The organism is Citrobacter sp. Cpa228, from assembly GCF_030333085.1.
Classification (GTDB): domain Bacteria; phylum Pseudomonadota; class Gammaproteobacteria; order Enterobacterales; family Enterobacteriaceae; genus Citrobacter; species Citrobacter pasteurii.
Window position 1 is genome coordinate 119,864 of record NZ_JAOWGQ010000042.1, and the last position, 14,426, is coordinate 134,289.

The following is a 14,426-nucleotide window of genomic DNA, read 5'->3' on the forward strand; positions in this document are numbered from 1 at the left end:
TGTTAATCCTCTCGGGCAAAAAGTGCCTCTATAAAATCGCCCGCTTTAAACGGACGTAAATCCTCGATACGTTCGCCCACACCGATATAGCGGATAGGGATGCCAAACTGATCGGCAACCGAGAAAATGACCCCGCCTTTCGCCGTTCCGTCCAGCTTGGTCAGGGTGATACCGGTTAAACCCACCGCTTCATGGAACAGTTTGGCCTGGCTTATCGCATTCTGCCCGGTACTGGCATCGATAGTCAGCATAACTTCATGCGGCGCATCAACGTCCAGCTTCTTCATCACGCGAACGATTTTTTTCAATTCTTCCATCAGGTGCGATTTGTTCTGCAAACGCCCTGCGGTATCAGCGATCAGCACATCTACGTTACGCGCCTTCGCCGCCTGAATGGCGTCAAAGATAACGGACGCGGAATCCGCGCCGGTATGCTGAGCAATCACCGGGATGTTGTTTCGCTGACCCCAGACCTGCAGTTGCTCCACCGCCGCCGCACGGAAGGTATCGCCCGCCGCCAGCATCACCGATTTACCCTGCTGCTCAAACTGACGCGCCAGCTTACCGATGGTGGTGGTTTTACCCACACCGTTAACGCCAACCATTAAGATAACAAATGGCGTTTTACCCTCAACATTCAGCGGCTCGTCAACCTTTGCCAGAATCTCGCCCATCTCATCTTTCAGCAGGCCGTACAACGCTTCTGCATCTTTGAGCTGCTTGCGGCTGGCGCCTTCTGTCAGATTTGTAATGATCTTGCGGGTTGTTTCTACGCCCACATCGGCAATCAGCAGTTGCTCTTCCAGCTCTTCAAACAGATCATCGTCGATCTTTTTACCACGGAACAGACTGATAAATCCGGAACCGAGGTTTTCTTTGGTTTTCAGCAGACTACGCTTCAGGCGTGCAAAGAAACCTTCTTTGGTTGGTTTTTCCTGCTCCTGCACAGCGTCTTCTACCACAGCCTCTTCTGCTGCAGGCGTGTCTTCAACAGGCTCAACAGTCGCGGCATCTTCAGCAATTTCTGCCACCGCTTCAGCGGCCAACGCCTGTGCTTCCAGCTCTTCATCAGTTAGCTGTGGCTCGTTTTCGGCTTCTTCTTCAACCGCCTCAACGATTTCAACGGTTTCCACTTCAGCCTGCCACTCTTCGGCAGAAACGTCTTCGGCTTTAACCTCTTCCGGCAGCGGTAATTCTTCGCGTTCGGTCACTGCCGCGGGTGCCGGTGTTTCCACTATTGATTCAACGACCGGTTGCTGTTGTTGAGCTACAGGCTCTTCTTCCGGCTGCAGTTTCTCAATTTCCGCAACCTGTTCAGTGACTTCAACGACTTCAGCAGCAAAGGCTTGCGTTTCCGCCTCGCTACGGGTTTCCTCGACGTGCGGCTGTTCGTCAACGACGGTAGTTTCTTCAGCAACCGGTTGTTGTTCTTCGTTTTTTAGTTCTGTCTCGTTTTCCGGTGCCTGCTCTTTTTGACCAAAGCCCAGCCAGGAAAAAAAGCCACGTTTTTTCTCTTTCGCCATTTGCGACTACACTCCCCCGCTGTTGCTTCATGGCACAGCGTCAACGCTATGTACATAGCAGCTAAAAAAATGATGAAATAGTCTATCACTTATACCCAATGAATTTCGAGTTACGTCAAGACGGCAAGCGCACGAATCCCGATAAGCTTACTTTTAGTAAGTGATTCGGGTGAGTAAGTGCAGCCAACGAAGAGGTAACTTGAAAGGCGAAGGGTTAACTTAACTCACATCACCGCCTGGAATGACATGCTATAGGCGGATTGAGCAATAATAGAAATGAAAAAACCGAATCACTCAGGCAGCGGTCAGATCCGCATTATTGGCGGGCAATGGCGAGGCCGTAAACTCCCGGTTCCGGACAGCCCCGGACTGCGTCCAACCACCGACCGCGTACGCGAAACGCTGTTTAACTGGCTGGCACCGGTAATGGTTGATGCCCGTTGCCTGGACTGCTTCGCCGGAAGCGGCGCGTTGGGTCTGGAAGCACTCTCCCGCTATGCGGCAGATGCCACGCTTCTGGAGATGGATCGCGCGGTTTCGCAACAGTTACAAAAAAATCTCGCCACGCTGAAGGTAACACATGCCCGCGTCATCAACACCAACACCCTGACGTTTTTAGCTCAGACGGGCACACCGCATAACGTGGTGTTTGTTGATCCACCGTTTCGCAAAGGATTACTGGAAGAAACATTAACACTTCTGGAAACTCGCGGCTGGCTGGCAAACGAAGCGTATATTTACGTGGAAAGCGAGGTTGAAAACGGTTTGCCGCCGGTTCCGGTGAACTGGTCGCTATACCGTGAGAAAGTCGCCGGACAGGTCGCCTATCGCCTGTATCAACGTGAAGCACAAGGAGAGCAACATGCTGATTAATCTGGGACGTCTGTTAATGCTGTGTGTCTGGGCATTCCTGCTACTGAATATTTTTCAACCGTTCCCACGTCCGCTCAATATCTTCGTGAATGTGGCACTGGTGTTTATGGTGCTGATGCACGGCATGCAGTTGGCGCTGCTGAAATCAACCATGCCGAAAGATGGCCCGCAAATGACCAGCGGCGAGAAAATCCGCATTTTCCTGTTTGGCGTATTTGAACTGCTGGTCTGGCAGAAGAAGATTAAAGACCAGTTGAAGAAGTAATGGTGCTCACTTTGCCCGGTATCACGTAGCGAGCCGGGACGGCAAAACCTGTAGGCCGGATAAGGCGTAAGCCGCCATCCGGCATCAGCCAAATGAAACCTTAGCGTTCAGCCGTAAAATCAACAAAACGCGAACCCTTGTAGCTCAGTGTCCCTTTGTCGCCAACCGTTAACGTATGATACTGCTGGGCGTCCAGACGAAACGTCTGCTCCAGGCCGCCGCTTTGCGGTTTGAAGCTGGCTTCATAGCGCATGCTGGTGCCCGCTGGCGTAACATCCTGTTGACGTGAACGCCGGTCATTTAGCGGCTTTTCCCGCTTATTACTCACCACCACCCTTTTTTGTACCAACGGTGCAGCATCATTTTCCGCTTTTTCCCGCCGCTGCTGGACAAAGCGAAACGACGCGGCAATAACGATTAAGGCAATGATCACAATAAAAAAAAGGGGTGGCTTACTCATAGTATTAACCCATCAGAAAATGCGGAAATAAGCATACCTTGCCTGTTATGGTGTTGTCATCCTGCGGTATCGGACTCTACACTGGTCAATAGAGCCGTAAGCACCCCGCTTACGAAAAAATAACGAATTCAAGGAACTAAGATGCTTTGGTCGTTTATCGCTGTTTGTCTTTCCGCATGGTTGTTCGTGGATGCTTCTTATCGTGGGCCCGTCTGGCAACGCTGGGTCTTTAAACCCCTGACGTTATTGCTCCTGCTGCTGCTGGCCTGGCAGGCACCAATGTTTAACGCCATCAGCTACCTGGTACTGGCCGGCTTGCTGGCTTCGCTGCTGGGCGACGCGCTGACGCTATTGCCGCGCCAACGCCTGCTGTACGCAATTGGGGCATTCTTCCTGTCGCATCTGCTGTATACCATTTACTTCGCCAGCCAAATGACGCTGTCGTTCTTCTGGCCTTTGCCGCTGGTACTGGTGGTGCTGGGGGCGTTGCTGATTGCCGTGATCTGGACACGTCTGGAAGAGCTGCGCCTCGCTATTTGTACCTTTATCGGCATCACGCTGATGATGGTCTGGATGGCTGGCGAACTGTGGTTCTTCCGCCCGACCGCTCCGGCGCTGTCAGCATTTATGGGCGCATCGCTCCTCTTCATCGGCAATATTGTCTGGCTGGGGAGCCATTACCGTTACCGCTTCCGCGCGGATAATGCGATTGCTGCCGCCTGCTACTTCGCCGGACATTTCCTGATTGTTCGTTCGTTGTATCTTTAAAAACCCTTGACTCTGGAGTCGACTCCAGAGTGTATCCTCCGGTTAATACGAAATGATTATCAATCGGAGGATGCCATGTCGACACCAGAGACCAATGGCAAAAAAGCCCCACAATTCTCTTCTTTCAAGCCAGCGCCTGCGCCACAAAAGGCGGATGACTGCTGCTGCGACGGAACTTGCTCCACTACACCACCCGTATCCGATACCGTTGACGGGACTCGCTATTCCTGGAAAGTGGCGGGCATGGACTGCGCGGCCTGTGCGCGTAAAGTCGAGAATGCAGTCCGCCAGGTCAGCGGCGTTAACCAGGTTCAGGTTCTGTTCGCCACCGAAAAGCTGGTGGTAGATGCCGGTTCCGATATCCGCGAGCAAATTGAAAGCGCAGTGCAGAAAGCCGGCTACACCCTGCGTGATGAGCAGGCGCCAGAAGAAGCCCCCGAATCACGGTTTAAAGAAAATCTGCCACTGATTTCATTGATTATCATGATGGCCATCAGTTGGAGACTGGAGCAGTTCAATCACCCCTTCGGCCAGATAGCATTTATCGCCACCACCCTGGTGGGTCTGTATCCCATTGCACGTCAGGCGCTGCGCCTGATGAAAACCGGTAGCTACTTTGCCATTGAAACGCTGATGAGCGTCGCCGCCATCGGCGCACTGTTTATCGGCGCGACAGCGGAAGCCGCTATGGTGCTGCTGCTGTTTTTAATTGGCGAGCGCCTGGAAGGATGGGCTGCCAGCCGAGCCCGTAAAGGGGTCAGTGCGCTAATGGCGCTGAAGCCGGAAACCGCCACGCGTCTGCGTAACGGCGAGCGCGAAGAGGTTGCCATTAACACCCTCCAGCCAGGCGACATCATTGAAGTTGCTGCCGGGGGACGTTTACCCGCCGACGCTAAACTGGTTTCTGGTTTTGCCAGCTTTGATGAAAGTGCATTGACGGGTGAATCTATTCCGGTTGAGCGGACATTGGGCGAGAAAGTCCCAGCAGGCGCCACCAGCGTGGATCGTCTGGTCACGCTGGAAGTGCTCTCCGAACCGGGCGCCAGCGCCATTGACCGTATTTTGAAGTTGATTGAAGAAGCGGATGAACGTCGCGCCCCCATTGAGCGCTTTATTGACCGTTTCAGCCGGATTTACACCCCAGCCATTATGGCGGTTGCGCTGCTGGTCACCCTTGTACCACCGCTGCTGTTTGCCGCATCCTGGCAGGAGTGGATTTATAAAGGGCTGACGCTGCTGCTGATTGGCTGCCCATGTGCACTGGTGATTTCAACCCCCGCAGCTATTACCTCTGGTCTTGCCGCCGCGGCGCGGCGCGGGGCGTTAATCAAAGGCGGTGCCGCACTGGAACAGTTGGGCAGAGTCACACAGGTGGCGTTTGATAAAACCGGCACCCTGACCGTGGGTAAACCGCGCGTCACTGCGATTCACCCGGCGAGCGGTATTGGCGAAGCTGAACTGCTGGCGCTGGCGGCAGCGGTAGAGCAAGGCGCAACGCATCCGCTGGCCCAGGCCATTGTCCGTGAAGCACAGACGCGTGAACTGAGTATTCCGCTGGCGACAGAACAGCGTGCGCTGGTTGGCTCAGGGATTGAAGCACAGGTAAACGGTGAGCGCGTACTGATTTGCGCGGCGGGCAAACATCCTGCTGATGCCTTTGCCGGGCAGATAAGCGAACTGGAAAGCGCAGGCCAAACGGTGGTGCTGGTGCTGCGTAACGATACTGTACTCGGCGTACTGGCCCTACAGGACACGCTGCGCGACGACGCTCACAGCGCTATCGCCGAGCTTGATCAGATTGGCGTGAAAGGGGTGATCCTGACCGGCGACAATCCTCGTGCGGCAGCTGCTATTGCCGCTGAACTGGGGCTTGAATTCAAAGCGGGGCTATTACCGGAAGACAAGGTACAGGCCGTTACCCAGCTCAACCAACGGTCACCGCTGGCGATGGTCGGCGATGGGATCAACGATGCACCAGCGATGAAAGCCGCCACCATCGGCATTGCCATGGGTAGCGGAACCGATGTTGCACTGGAAACCGCCGATGCGGCTCTGACGCATAACCGTCTTCGTGGCCTGGTGCAAATGATTCAGCTGGCGCGCGCCACCCACGCCAATATTCGACAAAATATTGCGATTGCGTTAGGTCTGAAAGGGATTTTCCTTGTTACCACGCTGCTGGGGATAACCGGATTGTGGCTGGCAGTGCTGGCAGATACCGGGGCGACGGTACTGGTGACCGCTAACGCGCTGCGGTTGTTACGTAAAGGATAGTTTTTTGCCGGATGGCGGCGTTGCCTTATCCGGCCTACGGGTTACACGTTCTTTGTAGGCCGGATAAGCGTTAGCGCCATCCGGCATAACATGATTACTGGCCTTTGCGCAGCAGATAGCGGTATGGCAAAGAGTCGGTCTCTTTTGCCACCAGCTCATGTTCCATAAAAGTACAGAAGCCGGGAATATCGCGGGTTGTCGCCGGATCGTCTGCAACAATCAGCAGCGTCTCACCGGCCTGCATGCCGCGCACGGTTTTACGCACCATCATGACGGGTTCCGGACAGCGTAACCCCTGCGCATCAAGGGTATGGTCAGGAGAAGTAAACAGATCGCTCATCGTAGTCTCATTCATACAAAAACGGCGTTATTTTACGCTCTGTTGTGGCGTAAGCCAATCAGGTTAACGATTGCGTGAAAAACAGCCATTGCAATGTGTTTTTAAAGCAGTATCATGCGACGGTTTTTTATTGGGTTCCCTCACCCCATCCAACAAAAAGGTCACAATATGACTCCGTTTACACAAAATCAGCGCGTAAAAGCGTTGTTCTGGCTATCGTTATTTCATCTGCTGGTGATCACCTCCAGCAACTATCTGGTGCAACTTCCGATCTCCATCTTTGGTTTTCATACCACCTGGGGCGCGTTTAGCTTTCCGTTTATTTTCCTCGCCACCGATCTGACCGTGCGTATCTTTGGCGCACCGCTGGCAAGACGCATCATCTTTGCCGTGATGGTTCCGGCGTTGCTGATCTCGTATGGTGTGTCGTCACTGTTCTATATGGGCTCCTGGCAAGGTTTTGATGCGCTGCTGCACTTTAACCTGTTTGTCGCCCGTATCGCCGCCGCCAGCTTTATGGCTTACGCACTGGGACAAATTCTGGATGTGCATGTCTTCAACCGCCTGCGTCAGAACCGTCGCTGGTGGCTCGCGCCTACGGCTTCCACGCTGTTTGGCAACATCAGCGATACGCTGGCGTTCTTCTTTATCGCCTTCTGGCGCAGCCCGGATGCCTTTATGGCCGAGCACTGGATGGAAATCGCGCTTGTCGATTACTGCTTCAAAGTGCTGATCAGTATTATTTTCTTCCTGCCGATGTACGGCGTGTTGCTGAATATGTTACTGAAAAGGCTGGCAGATAAATCTGAAATCTCTGCATTGCAGACGAGTTAAAGGTTCATTTTCCGAGTTGTGATAAGATGGACGAATGAGCCGTTATGGCCGTTTATCGAAAGGAAGAAGTCAATGCGCAATCTGGTTAAATATGTCGGTATTGGCCTGCTGGTTATGGGGCTTGCGGCCTGTGATAATAGCGATACAAAAGCGCCAGCAGAGGGTGCTGCCGCACAAAGCAGCGCCGCCGGACAACCGGTTAACCTGCTCGATGGCAAACTCAGTTTTTCCCTACCGGCGGATATGACCGATCAGAGCGGTAAGCTGGGTACTCAGGCGAACAATATGCACGTTTATTCTGACGCAACCGGCCAGAAAGCGGTAATTGTGATTGTCGGTGACGATACCAGCGAAGCACTGCCTGTACTGGCAAAACGTCTGGAAGATCAGCAGCGTAGCCGTGACCCGCAGCTGCAGGTGGTCACTAACAAGTCAATTGAGCTGAAAGGCCACACGCTGCAGCAGTTAGATAGCATCATTTCAGCGAAAGGCCAGACTGCTTACTCCTCCGTGGTGTTGGGCAAAGTGGACAACCAACTGCTGACCCTGCAAATCACGCTGCCTGCTGACGATCAACAGAAAGCACAGACCACGGCAGAAAACATCATTAACACGCTGGTTATCCAGTAATCGTTATGACGATGATGCGGCCTCCGGTGACACCACCTGAGGCCGTTTTTTTAGCCGCCATGTCAGCAATAACGCCACCGCCACCAGCCCAGCTGCCGCCAGATAGATAACCGGCACGCCCGCCCATGTCATTACCAGTCCCGCCAAAGGCCCGGTGACACCCAGCGACAAATCCATAAATACCGTATAGGTCGCCAGTGCCGCGCCCTGATTCTGCTGCGGGACCGCTTTTACCGCTACCACACCCAGCGCCGGGAAGACCAACGAGAACCCTGCGCCGGCCAGTAGCACGCCAATTTTCGCCATCCACGGCATGGAAGCCATCCCGACCAACAATAGCCCAACAATTTCGACGCTAAAGCAGATCATCGCGACATTCAGCCCGCCTAATCGGTTGATGCCATTTGGGAATAGCAGACGAGTACCGACAAACGTGCAGCTAAATAGCGTCAGCGCGAAAGCCGCGCCGTCCCAGCCTTTGGCATCATAAAACAGGGTAATAAACGTGGCGATCACCCCAAAGCCGGCAGAGGCCAACGCCAGTGCCATACCGTACGGCCAAACTCGCCCAAGCACCGCGCGAAACGGCAACGGTTTGCCTTTGCTGGCCTTTACCGCCGGACGAGGGAGCGCCAGCAATATTGCCAACAGCGCCACGGCCATCACGGTCAGCGCCAGCCCCTGTAAGCCACCCCAGGCGTAACATAGCACTCCCAACGGCGCACCGATCGCCATCGCCCCATAGGTGACAATACCGTTCCATGAAATCACCCGTCCAATGTGCATTGAGCCAACCACTCCAACGCCCCACAATGTAGAGCCGGTCCCGGCAAAACTTTGCCCGATACCCAGAATCACGCGCCCCAGGCACAGCAGCAATAAACTGGCCAGCGGCCAACCATGAGAGCTCCCTGCCAGCAAATAGCCCAGACCACTTAAAAAACAGCCACACAGCCCAAATACCACAATCTTTTTCGGCCCCAGCAAATCGGCATAGCGACCGGCATGAGGACGGCTCAACAACGTCGCGAAATATTGCAGACTGATAACCAGCCCGGCCCAGAAGGCACTAAACCCCATAACATCATGGACATAACCAGGTAAAACCGCGAGCGGCAGGCCGATGGTCAGATAGCTGGCGAAGTTAAACATCACCACGGAGACAATGCGCAGATTAAGGCGTAAACCGCTCAGCGTCGGTTCAGCGACGGGTTCGGGCATGGAGGGTCACCACATATTCACAACAGTGTTTCATTTCTACCATGTTGCCGCGCAGAAATCAGTAACCAGATTAGGAATATCGGTAGCAAGCCAGCCGCTACACTTAATGCAAAAACGCAAACAGGAAGAAAATATGACAACCGCTCAGCCCGATAAAACGGGTTTGCACATTTTACTCAAACTGGCTGCTTTGGTGGTGATCCTCGCCGGTATTCATGCCGCAGCGGATATCATTGTGCAACTACTGCTGGCCCTGTTTTTCGCCATTGTGTTGAATCCGCTGGTCACCTGGTTTATTCGCCGGGGAGTACGCCGCCCGGTTGCCATTACGCTCGTCGTGGTGGTCATGCTGTTCGTCCTCACGGCACTGGTCGGCGTTCTGGCGTCGTCGATCACGGAATTCATGGCTATGCTACCCAAATACAACAAAGAGCTGACGCGCAAGATCCTGTATCTGCAAGAGATGGTGCCCTTTCTGAATTTGCATATGTCGCCAGAGCGCATCCTGCAACGTATCGATTCCGACAAACTCATGACCTTCACCACCACGCTGATGACCAGCCTTTCCGGTGCGATGGCAAGCGTCGTTCTGCTGGTAATGACGGTGGTCTTTATGCTGTTTGAGGTACGCCACGTCCCCTATAAAATGCGCTTTGCGCTGAACAATCCGCAGATCCATATTGCGGGGCTGCATCGGGCATTAAAGGGCGTATCTCACTATCTGGCACTGAAGACGTTGCTCAGCTTATGGACTGGCGCCATCGTCTGGCTGGGGTTGGCGCTAATGGGCATTCAGTTTGCTCTGATGTGGGGCGTGCTGGCCTTCCTGCTCAATTATGTGCCCAACATTGGCTCAGTCATTTCCGCCGTCCCGCCCATGATTCAGGCGCTGCTGTTCAATGGTCTTTACGAGTGCGTGCTGGTCGGCGCGCTGTTTCTGGTGGTGCATATGGTGATTGGCAATATCCTTGAGCCGCGTATGATGGGGCATCGCCTGGGATTGTCGACACTGATCGTTTTCCTTTCCCTGTTAGTATGGGGATGGCTGCTCGGCCCGGTAGGCATGCTGCTCTCTGTGCCGTTAACCAGTGTGTGTAAAATCTGGATGGAAACCACCACCGGTGGCAGCAAACTGGCCATTTTGCTGGGTCCCGGCAGACCCAAAAGTCGGCTACCCTGAAAAACTACCAACCGAGGTAGTTTTTATCTTTTTATATGCCCGTTAAACTGATATCCATACAGGTATATATCGCAATTTATCTTAAATAAAGAGTGAAAAGGATTTCATTTTTTAATAAAGAAAATACATAAGTCAACGTACGGATATCTTTGCCAAACCACATAAGAATAATGAATCCCCCCACAGCATTTAACTCAAACTATCTGCCTATATTTAAAGGTTATTTTATTTGATACGTTTTATCTAAAAATCTATACTTCTCGCCGATGATTACGCTGAAAAATTTCCGTTGAAGAAAGTCACCGAATATTACCATCCGGCAACCTCATCGCCTTGCTATCGGACACGTGAAATAACATGCTGATTTAGCTTAAATAAAATCACAGGTGCTGCAGGGTGATCATTATTTCGAAGCTTATTATTAAACACGTATAAACAGTACTTTGAGAGGGAGTTTTAATGAAACAGTATATTAAGTGGTTTGCGGCCATTGCCGTTGTCGGTGCGCTGGCGGGATGTGCGCGTACTGCGCCGATCGATCAAGTTCACACCAGCGTAAGCGCGGGGCACACTCAGGATCAGGTTAAAACCGCGATTCTGAAAGCGGGCATTCAACGCCAATGGGTCATGTCTGAAGCCGGTCCTGGTGTCATTAAAGCACGCCAACAAACCCGCGATCATGTGGCTGAAGTCCGTATCACCTATACCGCCACCAGCTATGACATTAAATACGACAGCAGCCTTAACCTGCAGGCTTCTGGTGGAAAAATCCATAAAAACTACAACCGCTGGGTACGCAATCTGGATAAAGACATCCAGCTCAATCTGTCAGCCGGCGCCAATCTGTAATTACGCCTAAAGTCGGGCCGAAAAGGCCCGATACTCTTATTCTCCGTCATTTAACAGGTTGTCCCCACATGTACGAACAGGATTCGCTTAGCGCGCTGGATGCCATTACTGAAGCACAACGTATCGCCTTTGCCCCTATGCTTTTTCAAACCGCGTTGTGTCTGCGAAATGCGGGAGTACTCACCTGGCTGGACAAGCAAGGTAAACGCGGCGCCACGCTCGACGAAATTACCGAGAACAGCACCATCAACGAATATGCCGCCAGCATCCTGTTAGATATGGGGTTAAGTGGGCGAATCATTACCCACAAAGAAGGATATTATTACCTCGCAAAAGTCGGCCACTTCCTTTTACATGACACGATGACGCGTGTGAATATGGATTTCACCCAGGATGTTTGTTATCAGGGACTGTTCTATCTGGAGAATGCGCTGAAAGAAGGGAAGCCCGCGGGATTAAAAATTTTTGGCGACTGGCCAACAATCTATCCTGCACTGTCGCAATTACCCCTGGCGGCGCGTGAAAGTTGGTTCGCTTTCGATCATTACTATTCAGATGGCGCATTTGATGCCGCATTGCCATATGTATTCGCCAGCGCCCCTGCAACCCTGTACGATGTCGGCGGAAATACCGGGAAATGGGCATTATGTTGTTGTCAACATGATGACAATATTGCAGTCACTCTATTAGATTTGCCGCAACAAATTGCACTTGCCCGCGAAAATATCGAAAATACGGGATTATCCCATCGCATAAATTTCCATGCTGTGGATATGCTTAGCGACTCGCCTTTACCCGCAGAGGCAGATATCTGGTGGATGAGCCAATTTCTGGACTGTTTTTCCCCGGAACAAATTATCGCCATACTGAGCAACATTGCTCGGGTGATGAAACCGGGCGCGAAGCTGTGCATTATGGAACTGTTTTGGGATGCCCAAAAATTTGAAGCGGCCTCATTTAGCCTGAATGCGTCTTCGCTTTATTTTACCTGTATGGCAAATGGCAACAGCCGTTTCTACAGCGTAGAGAAGTTTTACCACTATCTGAATCAGGCAGGTTTTCAGGTAGATGAACGTCACGACAACTTAGGTGTTGGGCATACTTTATTGATATGTCAGAAGAAAAAATAAGAAACAATCGGAACAACCGATTTACCGCGGATACGCGTTGATGAAATTTGCTTTCAACATTATCGACTGGCAGGCCAAGGCGCCAGGATTAAGCGAAACAGAACAGTGGCATGAATGGTCACGGTTTTCGCACGCCATCGATCCCACCGCGCCATTGGCTAAACTCAGCGAGTTACCGATGATGACGGCTCGCCGCCTCAGCTCCGGTAGCAAACTGGCCGTTGATTGCGGGCTGACGATGCTACGCCGTCATGATATCGATGCCGTGTTGTACACCAGCCGCCATGGTGAACTGGAGCGTAACTACAGGATCCTGCACGCCCTTGCGACTGAGCAGGCACTCTCACCGACCGATTTTGCCCTCTCCGTGCATAATTCTGCTGTGGGAAACCTGACCATCGCCGCGAAAAAGCCGATTGTCTCCTCCTCGCTTTCCGCTGGCAGGGATACGTTCCAGCAGGGGCTATGCGAAGTCATCGGGCTGTTGCAGGCGGGATATCAGCGCGTATTGATGGTCGATTTCGACGGTTTTCTTCCCGAGTTTTATCATCCACAGTTGCCGCCTGATATGCCGACATGGCCGTTTGCCGTCGCGCTGGTTATTGAATCCGGTGATCGCTGGCAATGCGAAACCCGTCCACACTGCGCGCAAGGTGAGACGCCATTGCCGCAAGGCCTGTTGTTTTTACAACATTATTTGCAAGATACCGCGGCGTTTACCCTACCAGGCGAGCGCGTGCAGTGGCAGTGGAGTCAGGGATGAACACGATTTTCCTGCGGCTTAATTGGGTATGGCGACTGGTGATGACCGGTTTTTGCTTTGCCCTGTTTGGCCTCGGCGGGCTCCTCCTTTCTACTGTCTGGTTTAACGTATTGCTCATCGCAGTATGGGATAAAACCCGACGTCGGCGTATCGCCAGACGCAGCATTGCTGCCAGTTTTCGCCTCTTTTTAACGGTGGTGAAACGACTTGGCGTGCTGGATTACCAGATTGCAGGACGAGACATTTTACGCAACGAACAAGGGTGTCTGGTCGTCGCCAATCACCCGACGCTCATCGACTACGTGCTACTGGCCTCGGTCATGCCAGAAACCGACTGTCTGGTGAAAAGCGCATTACTAAAAAATCCGTTTCTTGGCGGCGTGGTTCGGGCAGCAGATTATCTAATTAACAGTCAGGCTGATGCACTGTTACCCGCGTGCCAGCAACGTCTGGAACAAGGCGATACCATTTTAATTTTCCCCGAGGGAACCCGTACACGCCCCGGAGAGGAAATGACGTTACAGCGTGGCGCGGCGAATATCGCCGTACGCTGCAGCAGCGATTTACGCATCGTAACCATAAACTGCAGCGAACAAATGCTGGATAAAGAAAGCAAATGGTACGACGTCCCATCGATAAAGCCCATGTTTACCATTTCAGTACACGAACGGGTTAAGATCGACCAATTTTACGACGCAAATTCACAAGAACCGGCGCTGGCCGCAAGGCAGTTGAACCGGCATCTTTTGCTTCAATTACAACCAGGTACTTTACCTCTTTCAGGAATTAATGATGCAAGCGCTTTATCTTGAAATCAAAAACCTCATTATAACGACATTGAATCTCGACGAACTGACAGCCGACGATATTGATACCGAAGCGGCACTCTTTGGCGATGGATTAGGTCTGGACTCAATCGACGCCCTGGAGCTGGGGCTGGCGGTGAAAAACGAGTATGGCGTGGCCCTCTCAGCAGAGAGCGAAGAAATGCGCCAGCACTTCTTCTCCGTCGCCACGCTGGCATCGTTCATTCACGCGCAACGTGCCTGAGGATAGTCCGTTATGACCGAACAAAAAGCCATTTACGAAGAAGTCTCCTCACTGCTGGTCAAGCTGTTTGAAGTCGACCCGCAGGACATTAAGCCTGAGGCGCGCCTGTACGAAGATCTGGAACTCGACAGCATCGACGCCGTCGACATGATCGTGCATCTGCAAAAGAAAACCGGCAAGAAAATCAAGCCGGAAGAGTTCAAAGCAGTACGCACCGTACAAGATGTCGTCGACGCGGTAGAACGCCTTCTCAAAGAAGCGTAATT

General features: G+C 52.5%; 17 protein-coding genes. 13 read left to right on the forward strand and 4 right to left on the reverse strand.

What is annotated here, in order from left to right; genetic code table 11:
* Nucleotides 1–2 precede the first annotated feature (2 nt).
* Nucleotides 3–1,523, reverse strand: a complete 1,521-nt coding sequence (gene ftsY / locus OGX91_RS08180) for a signal recognition particle-docking protein FtsY (RefSeq protein WP_199947410.1) — start codon at nt 1,521–1,523, stop codon at nt 3–5.
* Nucleotides 1,524–1,799: 276 nt separating this feature from the next.
* Here ftsY and rsmD point away from each other — a divergent pair, with 276 nt between their 5' ends.
* Nucleotides 1,800–2,396, forward strand: coding sequence for a 16S rRNA (guanine(966)-N(2))-methyltransferase (gene rsmD / locus OGX91_RS08185; RefSeq protein WP_199947409.1), 597 nt, complete (start codon nt 1,800–1,802; stop codon nt 2,394–2,396).
* Nucleotides 2,386–2,661, forward strand: coding sequence for a DUF1145 family protein (locus tag OGX91_RS08190; RefSeq protein ID WP_005121580.1), 276 nt, complete (start codon nt 2,386–2,388; stop codon nt 2,659–2,661). Before rsmD ends, OGX91_RS08190 begins: the two co-directional genes overlap by 11 nt.
* A 100-nt stretch (nt 2,662–2,761) precedes the next feature.
* On the opposite strand, the gene OGX91_RS08195 is transcribed toward OGX91_RS08190, so the two are convergent.
* Nucleotides 2,762–3,121, reverse strand: a complete 360-nt coding sequence (locus OGX91_RS08195) for a DUF2500 domain-containing protein (RefSeq protein WP_040231698.1) — start codon at nt 3,119–3,121, stop codon at nt 2,762–2,764.
* 141 nt (nt 3,122–3,262) lie between these two features.
* Between OGX91_RS08195 and OGX91_RS08200 the strand changes: the two genes are divergently transcribed.
* Complete coding sequence (locus OGX91_RS08200; protein ID WP_199947408.1) at nt 3,263–3,889, forward strand: lysoplasmalogenase; 627 nt, start codon at nt 3,263–3,265, stop codon at nt 3,887–3,889.
* 75 nt (nt 3,890–3,964) lie between these two features.
* Entirely contained in the window at nt 3,965–6,163 is a 2,199-nt protein-coding gene (gene zntA / locus OGX91_RS08205; protein WP_286625922.1) for a Zn(II)/Cd(II)/Pb(II) translocating P-type ATPase ZntA, read from the forward strand.
* 94 nt (nt 6,164–6,257) lie between these two features.
* Here the strand turns inward: zntA and tusA are convergent, their stop codons facing one another.
* The gene (tusA, locus tag OGX91_RS08210) at nt 6,258–6,503 is read right to left on the reverse strand and encodes a sulfurtransferase TusA (protein WP_005121576.1); all 246 of its coding nucleotides are present in this window, start codon (nt 6,501–6,503) and stop codon (nt 6,258–6,260) included.
* 168 nt (nt 6,504–6,671) lie between these two features.
* On the opposite strand from tusA, the gene OGX91_RS08215 reads away from it, so the two are divergent.
* Nucleotides 6,672–7,337, forward strand: a complete 666-nt coding sequence (locus tag OGX91_RS08215; protein WP_005121575.1) for a 7-cyano-7-deazaguanine/7-aminomethyl-7-deazaguanine transporter — start codon at nt 6,672–6,674, stop codon at nt 7,335–7,337.
* Nucleotides 7,338–7,409: 72 nt separating this feature from the next.
* The gene (locus tag OGX91_RS08220; protein WP_005121574.1) at nt 7,410–7,967 is read left to right on the forward strand and encodes a DcrB family lipoprotein; all 558 of its coding nucleotides are present in this window, start codon (nt 7,410–7,412) and stop codon (nt 7,965–7,967) included.
* Nucleotides 7,968–7,970: 3 nt separating this feature from the next.
* Here the strand turns inward: OGX91_RS08220 and OGX91_RS08225 are convergent, their stop codons facing one another.
* A complete protein-coding gene (locus tag OGX91_RS08225; protein ID WP_005121572.1) occupies nt 7,971–9,188 on the reverse strand; it encodes an MFS transporter in 1,218 nt (405 codons plus the stop codon).
* 133 nt (nt 9,189–9,321) lie between these two features.
* Between OGX91_RS08225 and OGX91_RS08230 the strand changes: the two genes are divergently transcribed.
* The 7 genes from OGX91_RS08230 to OGX91_RS08260 all read left to right on the forward strand — a co-directional run bounded on the left by OGX91_RS08230 (nt 9,322) and on the right by OGX91_RS08260 (nt 14,424).
* Complete coding sequence (locus tag OGX91_RS08230; protein ID WP_040231696.1) at nt 9,322–10,368, forward strand: AI-2E family transporter; 1,047 nt, start codon at nt 9,322–9,324, stop codon at nt 10,366–10,368.
* A gap of 471 nt (nt 10,369–10,839) precedes the next feature.
* On the forward strand, nt 10,840–11,217 hold the full coding sequence (locus OGX91_RS08235) for a hypothetical protein (protein ID WP_122973906.1): 378 nt from the start codon (nt 10,840–10,842) through the stop codon (nt 11,215–11,217).
* Nucleotides 11,218–11,285: 68 nt separating this feature from the next.
* Nucleotides 11,286–12,347, forward strand: a complete 1,062-nt coding sequence (locus tag OGX91_RS08240; RefSeq protein WP_286625925.1) for a methyltransferase — start codon at nt 11,286–11,288, stop codon at nt 12,345–12,347.
* Between the two features lie 40 nt (nt 12,348–12,387).
* The gene (locus OGX91_RS08245) at nt 12,388–13,110 is read left to right on the forward strand and encodes a beta-ketoacyl synthase chain length factor (protein ID WP_286625927.1); all 723 of its coding nucleotides are present in this window, start codon (nt 12,388–12,390) and stop codon (nt 13,108–13,110) included.
* Complete coding sequence (locus OGX91_RS08250; protein WP_286625929.1) at nt 13,107–13,922, forward strand: lysophospholipid acyltransferase family protein; 816 nt, start codon at nt 13,107–13,109, stop codon at nt 13,920–13,922. The genes OGX91_RS08245 and OGX91_RS08250 overlap by 4 nt, the downstream gene beginning before the upstream one ends.
* A complete protein-coding gene (locus OGX91_RS08255) occupies nt 13,903–14,160 on the forward strand; it encodes a phosphopantetheine-binding protein (protein WP_040231687.1) in 258 nt (85 codons plus the stop codon). The genes OGX91_RS08250 and OGX91_RS08255 overlap by 20 nt, the downstream gene beginning before the upstream one ends.
* Nucleotides 14,161–14,172: 12 nt before the next feature.
* Nucleotides 14,173–14,424, forward strand: a complete 252-nt coding sequence (locus OGX91_RS08260; protein ID WP_005121566.1) for an acyl carrier protein — start codon at nt 14,173–14,175, stop codon at nt 14,422–14,424.
* Nucleotides 14,425–14,426 lie beyond the last annotated feature (2 nt).

Excerpts from the sequence above, each read along its gene's own strand:
- OGX91_RS08240 (WP_286625925.1), top strand. The coding sequence starts at position 11,286 with ATGTACGAACAGGATTCGCTTAGCGCGCTGGATGCCATTACTGAAGCA.
- OGX91_RS08215 (WP_005121575.1), top strand. The coding sequence starts at position 6,672 with ATGACTCCGTTTACACAAAATCAGCGCGTAAAAGCGTTGTTCTGGCTA.
- OGX91_RS08190 (WP_005121580.1), top strand. The coding sequence starts at position 2,386 with ATGCTGATTAATCTGGGACGTCTGTTAATGCTGTGTGTCTGGGCATTC.
- OGX91_RS08250 (WP_286625929.1), top strand. The coding sequence starts at position 13,107 with ATGAACACGATTTTCCTGCGGCTTAATTGGGTATGGCGACTGGTGATG.
- tusA (WP_005121576.1), bottom strand. The coding sequence starts at position 6,503 with ATGAGCGATCTGTTTACTTCTCCTGACCATACCCTTGATGCGCAGGGG.
- OGX91_RS08260 (WP_005121566.1), top strand. The coding sequence starts at position 14,173 with ATGACCGAACAAAAAGCCATTTACGAAGAAGTCTCCTCACTGCTGGTC.
- OGX91_RS08230 (WP_040231696.1), top strand. The coding sequence starts at position 9,322 with ATGACAACCGCTCAGCCCGATAAAACGGGTTTGCACATTTTACTCAAA.
- OGX91_RS08225 (WP_005121572.1), bottom strand. The coding sequence starts at position 9,188 with ATGCCCGAACCCGTCGCTGAACCGACGCTGAGCGGTTTACGCCTTAAT.
- OGX91_RS08200 (WP_199947408.1), top strand. The coding sequence starts at position 3,263 with ATGCTTTGGTCGTTTATCGCTGTTTGTCTTTCCGCATGGTTGTTCGTG.
- OGX91_RS08255 (WP_040231687.1), top strand. The coding sequence starts at position 13,903 with ATGCAAGCGCTTTATCTTGAAATCAAAAACCTCATTATAACGACATTG.
- OGX91_RS08195 (WP_040231698.1), bottom strand. The coding sequence starts at position 3,121 with ATGAGTAAGCCACCCCTTTTTTTTATTGTGATCATTGCCTTAATCGTT.
- rsmD (WP_199947409.1), top strand. The coding sequence starts at position 1,800 with ATGAAAAAACCGAATCACTCAGGCAGCGGTCAGATCCGCATTATTGGC.
- zntA (WP_286625922.1), top strand. The coding sequence starts at position 3,965 with ATGTCGACACCAGAGACCAATGGCAAAAAAGCCCCACAATTCTCTTCT.
- OGX91_RS08220 (WP_005121574.1), top strand. The coding sequence starts at position 7,410 with ATGCGCAATCTGGTTAAATATGTCGGTATTGGCCTGCTGGTTATGGGG.
- ftsY (WP_199947410.1), bottom strand. The coding sequence starts at position 1,523 with ATGGCGAAAGAGAAAAAACGTGGCTTTTTTTCCTGGCTGGGCTTTGGT.
- OGX91_RS08245 (WP_286625927.1), top strand. The coding sequence starts at position 12,388 with ATGAAATTTGCTTTCAACATTATCGACTGGCAGGCCAAGGCGCCAGGA.